This is a genomic window from Agreia sp. Leaf244, assembly GCF_001422695.1.
In the GTDB taxonomy this organism is placed as follows: domain Bacteria; phylum Actinomycetota; class Actinomycetes; order Actinomycetales; family Microbacteriaceae; genus Agreia.
Genome location: NZ_LMLX01000004.1, coordinates 1 through 16,754, shown reverse-complemented (window position 1 = coordinate 16,754; position 16,754 = coordinate 1). Strand labels below are relative to the sequence as shown.

16 protein-coding genes and 1 riboswitch are annotated in these 16,754 nt (G+C 66.4%); of the genes, 11 read left to right on the top strand and 5 right to left on the bottom strand.

All coding sequences use genetic code 11. The features are described from left to right. The first annotated feature begins 58 nt into the window (after window positions 1-58). Both ychF and ASF06_RS12095 read left to right on the top strand, forming a co-directional pair. Entirely contained in the window at window positions 59-1,132 is a 1,074-nt protein-coding gene (gene ychF / locus ASF06_RS12100) for a redox-regulated ATPase YchF (RefSeq protein WP_055930859.1), read from the top strand. Window positions 1,133-1,159: 27 nt separating this feature from the next. Next, window positions 1,160-1,711 carry an alpha/beta fold hydrolase gene (locus ASF06_RS12095; protein ID WP_055947338.1) on the top strand — a complete coding sequence of 184 codons (552 nt, stop codon included), beginning with the start codon at window positions 1,160-1,162 and terminating at the stop codon, window positions 1,709-1,711. 3 nt (window positions 1,712-1,714) lie between these two features. Here the strand turns inward: ASF06_RS12095 and ASF06_RS12090 are convergent, their stop codons facing one another. Continuing rightward, on the bottom strand, window positions 1,715-2,179 hold the full coding sequence (locus ASF06_RS12090) for a universal stress protein (protein WP_055947334.1): 465 nt from the start codon (window positions 2,177-2,179) through the stop codon (window positions 1,715-1,717). 4 nt (window positions 2,180-2,183) lie between these two features. After that, the gene (locus tag ASF06_RS12085) at window positions 2,184-3,599 is read right to left on the bottom strand and encodes an APC family permease (RefSeq protein ID WP_055947332.1); all 1,416 of its coding nucleotides are present in this window, start codon (window positions 3,597-3,599) and stop codon (window positions 2,184-2,186) included. Between the two features lie 114 nt (window positions 3,600-3,713). Here ASF06_RS12085 and ASF06_RS12080 point away from each other — a divergent pair, with 114 nt between their 5' ends. Then, complete coding sequence (locus ASF06_RS12080; RefSeq protein ID WP_055947329.1) at window positions 3,714-5,309, top strand: ABC-F family ATP-binding cassette domain-containing protein; 1,596 nt, start codon at window positions 3,714-3,716, stop codon at window positions 5,307-5,309. A gap of 46 nt (window positions 5,310-5,355) precedes the next feature. Here the strand turns inward: ASF06_RS12080 and ASF06_RS12075 are convergent, their stop codons facing one another. After that, window positions 5,356-6,711 (bottom strand): HNH endonuclease signature motif containing protein, encoded by a 1,356-nt coding sequence (locus tag ASF06_RS12075; RefSeq protein WP_055947326.1) that lies wholly within the window; start codon window positions 6,709-6,711, stop codon window positions 5,356-5,358. 249 nt (window positions 6,712-6,960) lie between these two features. Between ASF06_RS12075 and ASF06_RS12070 the strand changes: the two genes are divergently transcribed. From ASF06_RS12070 to ASF06_RS12060, 3 genes are read left to right on the top strand one after another with little or no spacing between them, the layout of a single operon-like run. After that, window positions 6,961-7,422, top strand: a complete 462-nt coding sequence (locus ASF06_RS12070) for a cupin domain-containing protein (protein ID WP_200920367.1) — start codon at window positions 6,961-6,963, stop codon at window positions 7,420-7,422. A gap of 49 nt (window positions 7,423-7,471) precedes the next feature. Beyond that, a complete protein-coding gene (locus tag ASF06_RS19710) occupies window positions 7,472-8,194 on the top strand; it encodes a hypothetical protein (protein ID WP_055947321.1) in 723 nt (240 codons plus the stop codon). Window positions 8,195-8,235: 41 nt separating this feature from the next. Next, complete coding sequence (locus ASF06_RS12060; RefSeq protein WP_055947319.1) at window positions 8,236-8,958, top strand: copper resistance CopC family protein; 723 nt, start codon at window positions 8,236-8,238, stop codon at window positions 8,956-8,958. Between the two features lie 13 nt (window positions 8,959-8,971). Here the strand turns inward: ASF06_RS12060 and ASF06_RS12055 are convergent, their stop codons facing one another. Further along, complete coding sequence (locus ASF06_RS12055; protein WP_235500994.1) at window positions 8,972-9,307, bottom strand: LysR family transcriptional regulator; 336 nt, start codon at window positions 9,305-9,307, stop codon at window positions 8,972-8,974. Window positions 9,308-9,436: 129 nt separating this feature from the next. After that, a riboswitch (glycine riboswitch) is annotated at window positions 9,437-9,532 on the top strand. A gap of 169 nt (window positions 9,533-9,701) precedes the next feature. On the opposite strand from ASF06_RS12055, the gene gcvT reads away from it, so the two are divergent. From gcvT to ASF06_RS12035, 4 genes are read left to right on the top strand one after another with little or no spacing between them, the layout of a single operon-like run. Beyond that, a complete protein-coding gene (gene gcvT / locus ASF06_RS12050) occupies window positions 9,702-10,850 on the top strand; it encodes a glycine cleavage system aminomethyltransferase GcvT (protein WP_235500993.1) in 1,149 nt (382 codons plus the stop codon). A gap of 3 nt (window positions 10,851-10,853) precedes the next feature. Beyond that, a complete protein-coding gene (gene gcvH, locus ASF06_RS12045) occupies window positions 10,854-11,225 on the top strand; it encodes a glycine cleavage system protein GcvH (protein ID WP_055947311.1) in 372 nt (123 codons plus the stop codon). A gap of 7 nt (window positions 11,226-11,232) precedes the next feature. Then, window positions 11,233-14,118: an aminomethyl-transferring glycine dehydrogenase gene (gene gcvP, locus ASF06_RS12040; protein ID WP_055947309.1), complete on the top strand. Its 2,886-nt coding sequence runs from the start codon at window positions 11,233-11,235 to the stop codon at window positions 14,116-14,118. 37 nt (window positions 14,119-14,155) lie between these two features. Further along, the gene (locus ASF06_RS12035; RefSeq protein WP_157439193.1) at window positions 14,156-14,971 is read left to right on the top strand and encodes a pentapeptide repeat-containing protein; all 816 of its coding nucleotides are present in this window, start codon (window positions 14,156-14,158) and stop codon (window positions 14,969-14,971) included. On the opposite strand, the gene ASF06_RS12030 is transcribed toward ASF06_RS12035, so the two are convergent. Further along, window positions 14,968-15,756: a CPBP family intramembrane glutamic endopeptidase gene (locus ASF06_RS12030; RefSeq protein ID WP_055947301.1), complete on the bottom strand. Its 789-nt coding sequence runs from the start codon at window positions 15,754-15,756 to the stop codon at window positions 14,968-14,970. The genes ASF06_RS12035 and ASF06_RS12030 overlap by 4 nt on opposite strands. Before the next feature lie 584 nt (window positions 15,757-16,340). Here ASF06_RS12030 and ASF06_RS20040 point away from each other — a divergent pair. Continuing rightward, a partial coding sequence (locus ASF06_RS20040; RefSeq protein WP_235500992.1) for an ABC transporter substrate-binding protein occupies window positions 16,341-16,754 on the top strand: 414 nt, incomplete at both ends.

The window sequence follows — 16,754 nt, the reverse complement described above, 5'->3', positions numbered from 1 at the left end:
GGGCACCGACCTCGGTTCCGAAGAGAGCCCGCGCGCCGGGCAAGTACGATGGATGCTCGTGGCTCTCACTATTGCAATCGTCGGTCTGCCCAATGTCGGCAAGTCCACCCTGTTCAACGCCCTGACCAAGAACCAGGTGCTCGCAGCGAACTACCCGTTCGCCACGATCGAGCCGAACGTGGGTGTCGTCAACCTTCCCGACGCGCGCCTCGCCGCTCTGGCCGAGATCTTCGGAAGCGAGCGCATCTTGCCTGCCCCCGTGTCGTTCGTCGATATCGCCGGCATCGTCAAGGGCGCGAGCGAGGGCGAGGGCCTCGGCAACAAGTTCCTCGCGAACATCCGTGAAGCGGATGCGATCGCGCAGGTCGTGCGCGGATTCACCGACGAAGACGTGGTGCACGTCGACGGCAAGGTCGACGCAGCCAGCGACCTCGAGACCATCAACACCGAGCTGATCCTCGCCGACCTGCAGACCCTCGAGAAGGCGGAAGCCCGCTTCGAGAAGGAGGTCAAGGGCAAGAAGGCCGACCCTTCGACTCTGGTGGCCGTCAAGGCTGCACGGGAGTGGCTCGACACGGGCAAGCCGTTGTCTGCGTCGACGATCGACCTCGAGCCGATCCGCGAGCTCGGACTGCTGACCGCCAAGCCCTTCATCTACGTCTTCAACATCGACGAGGGCGTGCTGAACGACAAGGCGAAGCTCGACGAGCTCGCGGCCCTCGTCGCCCCCGCGCACGCCATCTTTCTCGACGCCAAGCTGGAGTCGGAGCTCATCGACCTCGACCCCGCCGACGCGGCAGAGCTGCTCGAGTCGACCGGCCAAGAGGAGAGCGGGCTCGACCAGCTCGCCCGCATCGGCTTCGACACGCTCGGCCTGCAGACCTACCTCACTGCGGGCCCCAAAGAGACGCGTGCCTGGACGATCCCGAAGGGTGCGAAGGCTCCTCAGGCCGCCGGCGTGATCCACACGGACTTCGAGAAGGGCTTCATCAAGGCTGAGATCATCGGCTTCGAAGACCTCGTGGAGACCGGCTCGATCGCCGAGGCGCGCGCCAAGGGCAAGGCACGCATCGAGGGCAAGGACTACACGATGCAGGACGGCGACGTCGTGGAGTTCCGCTTCAACGTCTGACCCCGTCGCACGAAAGGACACATCCGTATGACCGACACCCAGATCTTCGAGCCCGACGCGCGTGCGATCTCGTACGCCGTCGAGGGAAACGGCCCCACGGTCGTGCTGGTCGCCGACAAGGGTCTTCCCATCGACTACCTCGGCACGCTCGCCCACATTCTCGTCGAAGAGGACTTCCGCGTTCTGCGCATCGCTGCAGGCAGCTCGTCGGCGCACGAGCTGGCTCAGGCCGTCGTCGACATCATGGATGCCGTCGAGGTCAAGGACGCCTGGCTGGGCGGCCACGGGTTCGGCGGCTCCGTCGCCCGCGCCGTAGCTCTGGATTTCCACGACCGCGTGAACGGCGTTCTTCTGCTGGGCGTCGAGGCGGGAGACCTCACTCTTGCCGAGGGTCTGCCCGTTCTGGTCATCCAGGGATCTGCCGACGAGACGACCCCGCCCGCGAATGGCGAGGCGCTGCTGGCGGCCGCTCCCGATCGGGTGAGCATCGTGTCGATCGATGGCGGTGGCCACATGTTCCCTTCGGAGAACGTGGGCGCGACCTCGTGGGCCATCGAGGACTACCTCGACTGGGACTGAGCGTCAGGCGAGCGCCCGCTCGCTGTGAGGGGTCGGGCGGCACACCAGAACCGGGCACGGAGCGGAGTGCTGCACACGCGCGGCCGTACTGCCGAGCAGAATGGTGCGGCTGAGGCCACGGCTGCCGGCGGCCATCGAGATCAAGTCGGCCTCGAGATCCTCGGCGGCCCTGATGATCTCCTGCGCGGGGGAACCGCTGCGCACCTGCTTGTGCACCCTCGGGCCCCAGTCGTCGAACTCGGCGGCGACGATGTCGACGGCGGTCGCGGCATCCTGCCGAAAGCTCAGTTCGGTCTGGGCGGGTGGATGCTGTGGGCCCAGTTCATTGGCGAAGGGCGCGGCCGCGTAGGGACTCACGACGGCGAGAACGGTCACATCGGTGATCGTTCTGCTGTCGGCGATCCACTTGAACTGGCGGGCGCCGACGAGGCTCGCTTGGGATCCGTCGGTTGTGACGATGACATGCATTGGCTCAGACCGCCTTTTTCTTGCCGAAGAAGTTCTGCACGAGGTAGAGAATCAGCCCGACGGCCAGCAATCCGGCGACCCAGAAGAGCGCATCCGGGTCGTCGATGAGTGTGTAGACCAGCACCGCGAGGTTGCCGACGATGCCGATGATCAGCAGCGGGGTGTTCGCCCGATAGGTGTCGTCGGTCTCATCCTTGCCGCGCAGTTTCAGGCACGCCACGATCACCAGGGCGTAGATGAACAGCAGGAACACGACCGTGATCGTGGCCAGCCTGTCGACGATGTCGAGCTGCTCTTCGGCAGGAATGCCCGCCTGGCTCGACCTGATGATGGCACCGGCGACGAGCAGGGCGCCCACCACAACGGAGCCGAAGAGGAGGGCCACGTACGGACTGCGCCGAGTGGGATGCACCTTCGCGAAGACGGCGGGCACGACCTTCTCTCGAGCCATACCGAAGAGGATGCGCGACTGGGCGACGACCGTGACCAGTGCGGTATTGCTGATGGCGACCATCGCTATGAGGCCGAAGACGACCAGCATGATCGCGGCGGGAACGAAGAAGAGGTCGGCCTCGATGACCACGAGCAGCGTCTTGTCGGCCAGGTCCTTGATCGGAACGGCCAGGGCCGCGGAGATCGAGACGAGTACGTAGACGACGCCCGCGGTGGCCATGCCCCCGACGAGGGCGCGAGGGAAGGCGCGGGACGGGTTGATCGTCTCTTCGGCCACATTCGCCGCGTTCTCGAAGCCGGTCATGGCGAAGAACGCCAGCGAGACTCCGGCGAGAATGGCCAAGACGGCCGAACCGGCTCCTCCTTCGGTATTGAACTGCAGGAGCACCGACGGGTCGTTCACTCCCTCGACCAGGGCGATCACACCGATGATCACGACGATGACGAGCCCGCTGATCTCGACGAACGTCATCACGACGTTGGCGACGACGGACTCGGTGATGCCGATGAGATTGATCACGGTGATGAGGGCGACGAAGGCCAATGCGATCCCGGTGCTCGCCCAGATGGCGTCTTCGGGCAGGCCCACGAGGCCGCTGAAGTACCGCACGAAACCCGCGGCGAGAGATCCGACCGCCGCCATGTTGGCCGACAACATGCAGATCGTGATGAAGAACGTCAGCACCGGGCTGCGGAATGCCTTGTTGATGTAGAGCGACGCTCCGGCGGCCTGCGGATACTTGGTCACCAGTTCCGCATAAGCGAGCCCGGTGATGAGCGCGATGGAGACACCCGCGAGGAATGCCATCCAGAAGGCACCCCCGACGGCTGCTGCTACCAGACCGACGAGAACGTAGATGCCGGAGCCGAGCACGTCGCCGACGACGTAGAAATAGAGCTGTCTGGCCGTGATCGAGCGCTTCAGCTCGCTGCGGCTGCCAACGGGTTCTTCTGTAGTCGTCCCCATTTCGACACAGTACGGCAATCGCGTCGCGTTTCCACGAAAAACTTCGATCCGAGGCGCCGGGTAACCTTGAGGGTCGCTGGGCCGCTCGAGGCGCATCGCCTTCGAGAGGAATCCATGAGCCTGATCCGCCTGAACGACGTGAGCGTGAAGTTCAAGAACACGCAGATTCTGCGCGAGGCGTTCTTCCGCCTCGAGCCGAAGGACCGGGTGGGGCTCATCGGTCGCAACGGGTCGGGCAAGACCACGCTGCTCAAGCTCGTGCTCGACCAGGTACAGCCCGATCAGGGAACGGTGACGGTCGAAGCCGGAGTCAAGATCGGCTACTTCTCGCAGTTCTCCGAGCTGAACGGAGAGCAGACCATCACCGAGGTGCTCGACGCGCTGTTCGTCGAGGTGCACGCCGTCGAAGACGAGCTCGCGGCCATCGACGCATCGATCGCCGCCGACCCCTCAGGGGGAGCAGCGCTCGACGCGCTCATCGAGCGCCAGTCCGAGCTCTTCGGCGAGATGGAACGACTCGACGGCTGGGACTACACCCGCAAGATCGACCAGGCGCTCACCACGCTCGGCTTCGATGAGCCGCATCGCACGTGCCCGATCGACGCGCTGTCGGGTGGATGGCGCAACCGCGCCGCGCTCGCCAAGATCCTGCTCGAAGACCCCGATGTGCTGCTGCTCGACGAGCCCACGAACTTCCTCGACGTGGCCGGCGTCGAGTGGCTCGAGTCCTGGTTCCGCGACTTCAAGGGTGCCGCCATCATCGTCTCGCACGATCGCGCGTTCCTCGACGTCGTCGTGACGCGCATCATCGAGCTCGAGAACTTCCACCTGCACGAGTACCCCGGCAACTTCGGCGAGTACATCGTGCAGAAGCAGTTCCGCCTGAAGACGCTCGAGGCCCAGTTCGTTCACGAGAACGAGTTGCTTGCATTCGAGGCGGAGGGCATCGCGGATCGACGCGAGGCGGCCAAGGCCTCGAGCAAGAAGCTCGACAAGCAGCTGTCGGGAATCAAGAAGTCGCGGGCGCCCCGCCCCGTCGACCAGATCATCACCGAGATCTACGGCGGCCTGCACATCAAAGACGTGCTGTGCCGCGTCGAGGGACTCGAGAAGTCCTACGGCGACAAGATGCTGTTCGCCGGTCTCGGCTTCGAGATCCGTCGCGGCAATCGCATCGTGGTGCTCGGCGCGAACGGCAGCGGCAAGAGCACCCTGCTGCGCGTGCTCACCGGTGACGAGAAACAGGATCACGGCCACGTGGACTGGGCGTCGGGCGCGAAGGTCGTCTCGTACAACCGGATGCTCGACGAGCTCGACCTCGACGACACGGTCACACATGCGGTCAACGCCCTGCCCGACAGTCTCGCCCTCACAGCGACGCGCAAGTCGGTGGCACGATTCCTGGCCATGTTCCAGTTCTCGGAGGCCGACCTCAAGAAGCGCATCCGCGAGCTCTCGGGAGGGCAGCGCGCCCGCGTCGCCATGGCCCAGTGCCTGTTGTCCGGCGCATCCGTTCTTCTGCTCGACGAGCCGACCAACCATCTCGACCTCGCCAGCACCCAGGTCATGGAGCGCGCCCTCGTGCACTTTCCCGGCGCCGTCGTCGTGGTGAGCCACGACCGGTTCTTCACCGACAAGATCGCTACGAGGATGCTCGTGTTCGGTGCGGCGGGCGCAGAGCCCGGCGAGATCGACGTGACGGCTGCGTAACCCCCGGTGGCGCTGCGCAACGGTCGTCTCAGAGAGGCGGCTCGTCTCAGAAAGGCGGCTCGTCGGCACCCGTGACAGGTGAGCCGGGTACTCCGTCGTCGACCGTGCCGCGGTACCAATTGCGCGCCGGCGGGTCGGCATTGTCGGGTGCGTCGGGGAAGCTGATGCGTCTGGGCACGGGCTTCGCCAAGGGTGAAGGTTCGTGCTGCCTCGTGTGGCCCGACGGCGATATGGAGATCATGGTGCCGTCGGCTCGGGTGATGAACTGCCACGCCGTCTTGTGTTTGACCTTGTGGTGGGGCCCGCACTGCGGAACGAGGTTCGTGATCGACGTTTCACCCTGGGGAAACGGCACGTTGTGATCTGCGTCGCAGTCGCGGGCGACTCGAGTGCATCCCGGGAATCTGCAGGTGACGTGGATGAGGTCGACCAGTTCGCGCATTCTCGGGTCGGGTCGGTAGCGGGTGATGCCGGCGGTGATGACGGCCCCGGTGGTGGGATCGGTCAACACCCGCGAGAAATAGGGGGCGTTGACGGTCAACCGGGTCGCTGTCAGCGCGTCGATGGGACCGTATCCCTCGAGAGCCGCGCTCTCGTCGCTGAATCCCAGCAGCGACAGCGCCGGAACGGTGACATAGACGTGTGCGCGCACCGCGTGTGCCGGAGCGCCCGGCATGCTGAGGTGACCGTTCAAGAGCAGATCTGCCGCCACATCCGCGTGAAGCTGCGTGATCGTGCGGGGATCACCGGCGGCCTTGAGGGCGAGAGTGAACCGGTGCACGCGATCGCGGATCGCCTCGTTCTCGACAGCGGGCTGCCGGATTCCGAAGACCGACATCCCGTCGTCGTCTGTGCTGTCGACGAACGTGTTGCGGGTCTCGGCAGCATGCAGATGACGCTCGACCGCGTCCTCCATGGTGGCGGCTTTGGCTTCTCGACCGGCTCTCGTGCGCAGGATGTGCACGGGCTGCTTTTTGGCGAGCTCGAGCATGCGCAGTTCGAAATCGAGCTGCTTCTCGTCGGGGAGGCAACTGCCGTATTGCACGATGATCTCGGCATGGCGGAGAGAGATGTCGCCGGAATAAAGCGCGCGGTGCGTGTGCACGAAGGTCTCGGCGAGCTCGCCACTGGTCTCTATGAGGGCGTAGGCCGCCCGCTCGCTGAGGTTCTCTGAGGAGGCGAGTTCTGTCGTGAACTCGCGCCTCGCGACGGCCTCTGCCGACCATTGCGGGCCCTCGCCCGACCGGTCGACCGGGTTGAGCGCCTGACCCGCGGCCCGTGCAACGGTGACCAACCGCGCCCGCTCGGCGTGCAGCGAGGCGATCTGCCGGGAAACCTCGTGTACGTCGTCGATAGCCGCGCGAAACGAGCTGACTAGATGAGAGTCGGGCTCGGTGATCACAGCGTACCTTTCGCGTGGAGTGCGATCTATCTACCACTCAAGCATAGCATCGTCGGGCGAAGATTCGAACGTATGTTCGATAAATTAAGTGACAACTTCACCCCGCCTCGCCACGGCCGACTCACTACGCTGTGTAGCACAACGCGCGACTCGACAGTGCTGCTCGAAAGGCTGACCATGAAAGCGTCTCGACCCCGCCCACTCCACCGTGTTCGCGTCGCCGTCCTCCTCTGTGCTGCGGCCCTCGCGATGTCGGCGTGCTCCAGCGCAGCCGACACCTCATCCGCGACGGAATCGGCGGCGCCATCCGCGACCGCCACCGAATCCAGCGTCGAGACGCACGCACCTGTGCAGGCCGTCGATCTCGCGGCCGGCGAGCAGGATGCCCCGGTCGAGGTCTCCGTGTCGGGTGACGACGGCGTCGGGGTCACCTTCAGAGAGATCACGCTGGAGCCCGGTGCGACCACGGGTGTGCACTGCCACTACGGGCAGCTCGTCGCCGTGGTCGCCGAAGGGTCGCTCACCCACTACGCCGACATTTATCCGAGTGGCGCGCACGTCTACGAGACGGGAGACAGCATCATCGAAGGGGCGGGATACCGCCACGAGGGCCGAAACGAAGGCGATGAGAACGTCGTTCTCTGGGTGACGTACATCATTCCCGAAGGCAAGCCGCTCGCCGAGACCGACCTGTCGCACTGCGACGCCTAGCGCATCCGGGGGAGACCGCACCATGACGCATCATCCACACAGAAAGCTCATGCCCGACGTCAGGCTCTGGACGGGAATCGCGGCCATCGCCGTCGCGATCCTCACCGCTACCGAGTTCTCGGTGCAGGTGTTCGTCGTGGGCGCCAGACCCAGCCTCGACGATGAAGTCGCCCTCGTCGACTTCATGACGCGCACGAGTGACGGAACGATGTTCACGATCCTCATCGACACGCTGCTGATGGCCGCCCTCATCGTGTTCCTCGCCGGGTTCCGACAACTCATCACCCACTCCGAGCCGGCATTGCAGTGGGTCGCCGACCTCGCATACGGGGCCGGGCTCGTCTTCGTGGCGGTGACACTCGTTGGCGATGCGATGGAGGCAGGGACCGCCCTCGACGTCACGGGCATGACGGGTGACTACTCCGTGCTTCGAGCCCTCACCGTCGGACACACGATTCTCTTCGGCTCGATCGGATGCGTGCTGACGGCCCTGGTGGCCGCCGCCAGCGCCTACGTGACGCTGGGCTCCGAGGCCTTGCCGCGGTGGACGGGCTGGCTCGCCTACGGCGTCGCGATCCTCAACCTCGCGGCCGTGCCGACCATGTTCGGTGGCACAGACCCCGCGTCCTTCGTCGCAGCCGGCGGAGCGGGCACCGCTCTCTTCGCGACCTTCCCATGGCTCGTCTGGGTGACGGCGATCGGCATCGTCACGGTGCGCGATCGGCGGCGACCCTTCGATGTGCCCACGGAGCGTGCGGTCGCGGCGGCCTGACTCACGGCAACGGCGGCGTGCGGTCGGCTATCGTGAGGCGGGTGACTCGACGCCTTCTCGCCCTGCCCTCCGCGCTCGCCGCGACCGCTCTTCTCGGCGCGGCACTCGTGCTTGCCGGCGCATCCAGTGCCTCGGCGCACGATGCGCTCGAGTCGTCGACCCCCGCGGCCGGCGAGGTCGTGACCGTCGATCCGACCGTCGTCACGTTGACCTACAGCGACGAGCTCCTCACGCTGGGCGGCGACACGAGCGCCTTCGCGATCCAGGTGACGGATGCGTCGGGCGCGTTCCATGAGAACGGGTGCGTCGTCGTCGACGGCCTCGTCGCATCCACCGGTGTCGCCCTGGGCGACCCCGGAACGTACACCGCGACGTGGCAGGTGGTGTCGAGCGACGGGCATCCGACCTCGGGCAGCTATACCTTCGAGTACCAGCCGGTCGACACCGCGAATTCCCTGCCCGGGATGCCGGCGGCGCCCGTATGCGGAGACCAGTGGGCGGGCTCGCCGCGCGAGAATTCGGCCCCTGTCGCCACGCCAGAGCCCACGATGACGGCGCTGGCAGAGGCGCCGGTGCAGACCCTGTCGGCGACCGCTGACCCTGTGGTGAATGGCGACACGAGCGACGACGGCGGCCGCATCGGCGTTGCGATCGCTGTCTCGATCGGAGGTCTGGCGCTGATCGTCACGGTCATCGTGCTCACCCTTCGGCGAACCCGGCGCGACCCGTTCGAGAAGCCCGAGGGGCCATCGAAGGAGGAGTAGCGCTTCGACAGGCTCAGCGGCTCTGTCTACGCTTTCCGACCCGCGGCGCTCCTTTGACCGCGGGGGCGCGTCCCTTGCCCTTCGACGCCTTCGCCTTGCCTCCGGCCTGCGGAGCGGTGACGGTCGAATTGCCGGTGGACTTGGCGAGGTCGGCAGCCGCTTTCTCTGCGAAGGCGACGCCCTCCGGCGTCAGCACGGTCGTCTCGGCGTCGTAGTCGAACAGGGGGTAGCCGAGATTCTGCTCGAGCTGCTTGACGGCCGCGATCATGCTCGAACGCGGAATGCCCTCGAGCTTCGCCGCCCTGGCGAAGTGCAACTCCTTCGCAGCGGTGATGAAGAGCCTGTTCAAACGATGGTCCACGGGATCCGTTCTGACTGCGCGGTGCGCCCGGTCACTTCCGAGGTTACGCGGTCGCGCGGCACGCGTGCTCGCGGGGTTGTTGCTAGGCTGGCCGCACAATCGAATATCGGGCCGACATCACGCGATGCGGGAGAGCCCGCCGGTCACACCGGCAGGCACCGAAGGAGCAATTCTCCCCACCAATCTCTCAGGTACGTGTACCGCATCGAACAGGCCACTCTGAAAAGAGATCGCGAACACTCGTTCGTTCGATCCGCCCACGGTGAAAGCCGCTGCCGATGCGCAGCGTCGAAGCTCTCAGGTACAGATGACAGAGGGGGAGTTCTTGACCGCGCGGCTTCGTACGCGCGCTTCGCAATACACACTGCGCACTGGAGAACTCGTGACCGATAGACATTCCCCGCTCAACGCCATCCATGTGGCGGCAGGAGCGAGCTTCACCGACTTCGCCGGCTGGCAGATGCCCGTGCGCTATTCGAGCGATCTTGCCGAGCACCACGCCGTGCGCACCGCAGCCGGCATCTTCGACCTGTCTCACATGGGCGAGATCTTCATTGTCGGCCCCGAGGCGGCCGACGCCCTCGACTACGCACTGGCGGGCAAGCTCTCGGCCACCACGATCGGTCAGGCCAAATACAGCCTGCTGCTCGACCGGTCGGGTGGAATCATCGACGACGTCGTCGTGTACCGCACGGGAGACGACCGGTTCATGGTCGTGGCCAACGCCTCGAACAGGGAGGTCGTGGCCGCAGAGCTGACAGACCGCACGGCTCCGTTCGAGTGCGAGGTCTTCGACGAGAGCGACGAGCTCTCCCTCATCGCCGTGCAGGGTCCGCGCTCACGCGAGATCCTCATCGCGACCGACGGTTTCGCCATCGAAGGCGGTCATCCCGACGGACGAGACGTGGGCGAGAAGCTCTCAGAGCTCAAGTACTACCGCGCACTGTCGGGCTCGTTCCGCACGCAGCCCCTGCTCATCGCCCGCACGGGCTACACCGGCGAAGACGGATTCGAGCTCTATCTGAGCCCGGATCACGCCGCGGAGCTCTGGAACGCGCTGACCGAGGCGGGCGCCCCGCTCGGACTCGTTCCCGCCGGACTGGCGAGCCGCGACACCCTCCGCCTCGAGGCGGGCATGCCGCTCTACGGGCACGAGCTCGGCATCGAGACCTTCCCCGTTCAGGCGGGCCTGGGTCGCGTCGTCGCCACAGCGACGAAGGGCGACTTCGTCGGTCGCGAGGCCGTCGAGGCCGGTCCGGCTCCGGATGCGCGCACGCTGGTCGGCCTGGTCGCCGACGGCAAGCGGGCCGCGCGGGCGGACTACGAGGTCTATGCCTCCGACGACTCGAGCGAGGTGATCGGCGTCGTGACGAGCGGCGCCCTGTCGCCGACCCTCGGCATCCCGATCGCCATGGCCTACGTCGACGCCGCATTCGCAGCCCCCGACACGACCCTCAGCATCGACATCCGCGGCAAGCGCCTCAGCTACCGCGTCACCCCCCTCCCGTTCTACCGCGCGAAGAAGGACTGACCCATGGCCACCGAAAGCGAACTGCAGTACACGAGCGAGCACGAATGGGTGCTCGTCGATGGCAACACCGCCACCGTGGGCATCACCGCGTATGCGGCAGAGAAGCTCGGAGACGTCGTCTTCGTCGACCTGCCCGACGTGGGCACGACTCTGGCGAGTGGCTCGATCGTCGGAGAGATCGAGTCGACCAAGTCGGTGGGCGAGCTCTTCGCCCCCGTCGACGGAACGGTGCTCGAGAAGAACTCCGCCGTCGAGGACACGCCCGAACTCGTCAACAGCGACCCGCTGGGCGAAGGCTGGCTCATCAAGATCGAGTTCACCGAGCTGCCGCCGCTGCTGTCGTTCGACGAGTACACCGCACTGCTGGGGGAGTAGCACACCGATGTCGCTTCCCTTCACCGCGCGCCACATCGGCATCGATGACAGCGCGCAGGCCGTTATGCTCGCACGCCTCGGCTACGACTCGGTCGACGCGCTCGTGCGCGCCGCCATCCCCGGGTCGATCCAGCTGAGCGAGACCCACCGCGCCGAGGCCATCCCGGCCGCCGCCACCGAGCGCGAGACCATCGCAGAACTGCGGGCGCTCGCCTCGCACAACACCGTGAACCGGTCGATGATCGGTCTGGGCTACTACGACACCATCACGCCCGCCGTGATCCGCCGCAACGTGCTCGAGAACCCCAGCTGGTACACGGCCTACACGCCGTACCAGCCCGAGATCTCGCAGGGCCGCCTCGAGGCGCTCATCAACTTCCAGACCATGGTGGCCGACCTCACGGGCCTCTCAACGGCGAACGCATCCATGCTCGATGAGGCCACGGCCGTCGTCGAGGGCATGCTGCTCGCCCGTCGCGCCTCGAAGTCGACCTCGAACGTCTTCCTGGTCGACGCCGACGCGCTGCCGCAGACGAAGGCGCTGCTGCGCTCGCGCGCCGACGCGGTCGGCATCGAGATCGTCGAGCTCACCCTCGACAGGGTCGACCACCCGGCATCGCACGACCACCCCCTCGCCACCGGATTCGGCGCGTTCATCCAGTACCCCGGCGCATCCGGCCGTGTCTGGGACCCGCGCGACGTGATCGAGGCGGTGCACGCATCCGGCGGTCTCGCCGTGGTCGCCGCCGACCTGCTCGCCCTCACGCTCATCACCTCTCCGGGCGAGCTCGGGGCCGACGTCGCCGTCGGAACGAGCCAGCGATTCGGCGTTCCCATGGGCTTCGGCGGGCCGCACGCCGGCTACATGGCCGTGCGCGCCGGGCTCGAGCGTCAGCTTCCGGGTCGCCTCGTGGGCGTGAGCCAGGATGCCTCGGGTCACCCCGCCTACCGGCTCAGCCTGCAGGCGCGCGAGCAGCACATCCGCCGAGAGAAGGCCACGTCGAACATCTGCACCGCCCAGGTGCTGCTCGCCGTGATGGCCGGAATGTACGCCGTCTACCACGGTCCAGAGGGCCTGCAGAGCATCGCTCTCGACGTCAACTCGATCGCGCGCCGCCTCGCCAGCGCACTCGAGGCCGCCGGAGCGGAGCTCGTCCACGAGGACTTCTTCGACACGATCCAGGTGCGCGTTCCCGGCCGGGCGGCCGAGATCGCGGCCAAGGCCCACGCGGGCGGCTACCTGCTGAACGTCGCCGACGACGACACGATCGGCGTCTCGGTCGACGAGACGACCACGGTCGCCGACATCGACACGGTGCTCTCGCTGTTCGACGTGGCGCCCACCAGCGATGCCGAGCAGCTCGCCGAGAGCCTGCCCGAGCACATCCTGCGCACGAGCGACTACCTCACCCACGAGGTCTTCAACACGCACCGCTCCGAGACGTCCATGATGCGCTACCTCAAGCGTCTCGCCGACTACGACTACGCGCTCGACCGGGGCATGATCCCGCTCGGCTCGTGCACCATGAAGCTCAACGCGGCCACCGAGATGGAGGCTGTGACATGGCCCGAGTTCGGTGCGCTGCACCCGTTCGCTCCGCGAGCGGACGTCGAGGGCTACCTCACGCTCATCTCGCAGCTCGAGACCTGGCTGGCCGAGGTCACGGGCTACGACTCCGTGTCCCTGCAGCCGAACGCCGGGAGCCAGGGCGAGCTCGCCGGACTTCTCGCGATCCGCGGGTACCACCACGCGAACGGCTCGGTCGACCGCACGGTCTGCCTGATCCCGTCGAGCGCCCACGGCACGAACGCAGCGTCTGCCGTGCTCGCCGGCATGAAGGTCGTTGTCGTCGCATGCGACGAGAACGGCAACGTCGACGTCGACGACCTGCGGGCGAAGATCGAGCTGCACGCCGAGTCGCTGGCCGCCCTCATGATCACCTACCCGTCGACCCACGGGGTGTACGAGCACGAGGTCGCAGAGATCTGCCGACTGGTGCACGCCGCCGGGGGACAGGTCTACGTCGACGGAGCCAACCTCAACGCGCTGCTGGGCTTCGCGCGCTTCGGCGACTTCGGCGGCGACGTGTCGCACCTCAACCTGCACAAGACCTTCTGCATCCCGCACGGCGGAGGCGGCCCCGGTGTCGGCCCCGTCGCGGCGAAGGCCCACCTGGCCCCCTTCCTGCCGGGCCATGCCCAGGCGCAGGACTCGTCGCATCCGCTCGCCGGAGGCGGCACCGTCGTGCACGCCGGCGGGCCGATCTCGGCCGCGCCGTACGGCAGCCCGAGCATCCTGCCCATCAGCTGGTCGTACGTGCGCATGATGGGCTCGCAGGGCCTCGCGGATGCGACGGGTGCGGCGGTCCTGTCGGCCAACTACGTCGCGGCCCGGCTCTCCGAGCACTTCCCTGTCTTGTACTCGGGCGACAACGGACTGGTGGCGCACGAGTGCATCATCGACATCCGCCTGCTCACGGCATCGACGGGAGTCTCGGTCGACGACGTCGCCAAGCGCCTCATCGACTACGGATTCCACGCGCCCACGATGAGCTTCCCCGTGGCGGGGACCCTGATGGTCGAACCGACCGAGAGCGAGGATCTCGCCGAGATCGATCGCTTCATCGACGCGATGATCTCCATCAAGGGCGAGGCCATGCAGGTCGCCGAGGGCGTCTGGCCCGCCGACGACAACCCGCTGCGGAACGCGCCGCACACCGCGCAGTCCGTCGTCGAGGGCGAATGGAGCCACCCGTACGACCGCGAGACGGCCGTGTATCCGGTGCGATCGCTGATCCGTCACAAGTACTGGCCCCCGGTCAGGCGTATCGACCAGGCGTGGGGAGATCGCAACCTCGTCTGCTCGTGCCCGCCGCCGGAGGCGTTCGAGTAGACAGCAACCGGTTCCTCGCGTGAGGTACCCTCTCAGCATGGCGAGACGAATTGCGATACAGCGCGGCCGAATGTCCCTGATTCTCGCCGTGGTGGGTGTTGTCGGGCTCGTTGCCGGGCCTGCTGCGGCCGCAAGTGCCGAGGTCTTCTACGACGAGGGCGGATGCGTCGTGCAGCAGGTCACAGACGGCGCGCCCGCGGGCGGCAGCCAGTGCGCGGGCGTCGACTTCGGCGCAACGAGCATGGGCCAGGCGGCCTTCATGGGGGCCAATCTGGCCGGCGCGAACCTCTCCGGGTCGAAGCTGCAGGCGGCGAATTTCACCGGCGCGAACCTCGAGGGCGCGAACTTCACCGACGCACAGGTCGAAGGCGCCGACTTCACCGATTCGGGAATCCTGCCGGGCACGATCACGGCCGAGGCCGCCGACGCGAACGGCGCACCGATCGAGTTCGCCCCCGTGGTACCGCTCGGTCTCACTGCGGGCGACTGCATGATCGTCGACGTTCCCGTCGTCTCGGGCACCGTCTTCCCCATCGGGGATTCGGGCATGGTGTGCAAGTTCTCCTCGTCGAACGGCACGGCCATCGCCGTCGTCAAGATCCAGGTCACCCCGCACCCGGAGGCGACCGAGGCGCCGACGCCCCTGTTCACGGACGAGCCGACGACCTCTGGCACCACCGGCACCGCGGCCTCGACGAGGCAGCCGACCGACTGGGGACTCATCGCGCTCGTCGGCGGAGGTGCCGTGGTCGTTCTGGCACTCGGAGTCGTGGCCATGGTGATCTCCCGCCGTCGGCCCGCGATCGTCAGCGGCGACGACTCGAGCGACGACAGCGCGAAGTCAGACGACTAGGGCAGCCGGAAGAGCCCGGGGAACGTCGCCACGGCCCAGGCGTAGCCGACGAACGACGCGATGTCGATGATCCAGTGGGCGATCACGAGCGGCATCGTGCGTCCCCAGCGCGTGTAGCACCAGCCGAAGACGATTCCCATGACGACGTTTCCGATGAACGGCCCTATGCCCTGGTAGAGGTGATAGCTGCCGCGCAGCACGGCCGCTGACAGGATGATCTGCCACCGCCCCCATCCGAGCTGTCTGAGTCGAGTGAAGAGGTAACCCACGACGATCAGCTCTTCGGTGAGTGCCGCCCTGAGGGCGGAGGCGATGAGCATCGGCACCGTCCACCAATACGCGTCGATGGGTGCGGGCACGACGTTCACGGTGATTCCGGCCGCGCGTCCGGCGAAATAGAGAGCGATTCCCGGCACACCGATCACGAGCACGAGTAGCAGGCCTCGGCCGATGTCTCGCGCGGGACTGTGCAGGTCGAAGCCGAGTCGTCGGAACGGATTGCCGCCGGAGATCGCCAGGAGGTAGAAGACGAGGAACACGGGCACGAGATCGAAGAAGATCGCCAGCGACTGGTAGGTGAAGTCGAGCCACTCCCGGGTGCTCTGGGCGGCGTTGAGGCTGGTGGATTGGCTTGCGAGCGAGGTGTCCGCCGTGAGCTTGGCCACGATGCTCACGATCGAGTAGACCGCAGAGGCTCCGAGAGACAGTCCGAGCACGATCGCGATCTCCCAGCCGAGGCGCCTTCGCCGGAGCGCGGGCCAGTCTGTCGGGGGAGCCTGAACCATGACTGCACTTTCTTGCGTCGGAAGGCGCATTCATAGGGAATTGTGTGCGTTTGGCACAACGAATGCAGATTCTACGTTTCTAGTCTGTAACTTTTCGCCGGTGAATTTGGTCAGAGTCCAGCCCCCTTTTAGGGTACTGGGTAGTCAGCCACGCGACTGATCACCTTTCGGGTGCCCCGTGCAGCAGTTTCAACGGGGTCTCCGGCAGCCCAGGAAAGTCCTCAGGAGGAAAATTGAAAATCAGACGCATTGGCATTGGGGCTCTCGCCCTTGCCGCGGCCAGCGCTCTTGTGCTGACCGGTTGCTCAACGGGCGGAGACACGCCCAGCACGAGCGGCAGCGGCAGCTCGATCATCACGGCCAACGGCTCCGAGCCGCAGAACCCGCTGATCCCCACCAACACCAATGAGGTCGGTGGCGGCAAGATCCTCGACGAGATCTTCGCGGGCCTGGTCTACTACGACGCAAAGGGTGCGCCGGTCAACGACGTCGCCGAGTCCATCGAGACCGACGACGCCCAGAACTACACGATCAAGATCAAGCCCGGCCTGAAGTTCACCAACGGTGACCCGGTCGACGCGAANGTCGCCGAGTCCATCGAGACCGACGACGCCCAGAACTACACGATCAAGATCAAGCCCGGCCTGAAGTTCACCAACGGTGACCCGGTCGACGCGAACTCGTTCGTCGACGCATGGCAGTACGGCGCTCTCCTGTCGAACGCCCAGCTCTCCAGCTACTTCTTCGAAGACATCGAGGGCTTCAGCTACGACGCCGACAGCCCCCTGACCGGCCTGAAGGTCGTCGACGACACCACGTTCACCGTCGCCCTGACCAGCCCGAAGTCCGACTTCCCGCTGCGCCTCGGCTACTCGGCGTTCTACCCGCTGCCCAAGACGGCCTTCGAAGACATGGCTGCCTTCGGTGAGAACCCGATCGGCAACGGCCCGTACATGCTCGCCGGTGAAGGCGCCTGGAAGCAGGGCGGCGAAGGTGTC

Excerpts from the sequence above, each read along its gene's own strand:
- ASF06_RS12030 (WP_055947301.1), bottom strand. The coding sequence starts at position 15,756 with ATGGTTCAGGCTCCCCCGACAGACTGGCCCGCGCTCCGGCGAAGGCGC.
- ASF06_RS12095 (WP_055947338.1), top strand. The coding sequence starts at position 1,160 with ATGACCGACACCCAGATCTTCGAGCCCGACGCGCGTGCGATCTCGTAC.
- ASF06_RS19710 (WP_055947321.1), top strand. The coding sequence starts at position 7,472 with ATGCCCGACGTCAGGCTCTGGACGGGAATCGCGGCCATCGCCGTCGCG.
- ASF06_RS12085 (WP_055947332.1), bottom strand. The coding sequence starts at position 3,599 with ATGGGGACGACTACAGAAGAACCCGTTGGCAGCCGCAGCGAGCTGAAG.
- ASF06_RS12080 (WP_055947329.1), top strand. The coding sequence starts at position 3,714 with ATGAGCCTGATCCGCCTGAACGACGTGAGCGTGAAGTTCAAGAACACG.
- gcvP (WP_055947309.1), top strand. The coding sequence starts at position 11,233 with ATGTCGCTTCCCTTCACCGCGCGCCACATCGGCATCGATGACAGCGCG.
- gcvH (WP_055947311.1), top strand. The coding sequence starts at position 10,854 with ATGGCCACCGAAAGCGAACTGCAGTACACGAGCGAGCACGAATGGGTG.
- ASF06_RS12035 (WP_157439193.1), top strand. The coding sequence starts at position 14,156 with ATGGCGAGACGAATTGCGATACAGCGCGGCCGAATGTCCCTGATTCTC.
- ASF06_RS12070 (WP_200920367.1), top strand. The coding sequence starts at position 6,961 with ATGTCGGCGTGCTCCAGCGCAGCCGACACCTCATCCGCGACGGAATCG.
- ASF06_RS12090 (WP_055947334.1), bottom strand. The coding sequence starts at position 2,179 with ATGCATGTCATCGTCACAACCGACGGATCCCAAGCGAGCCTCGTCGGC.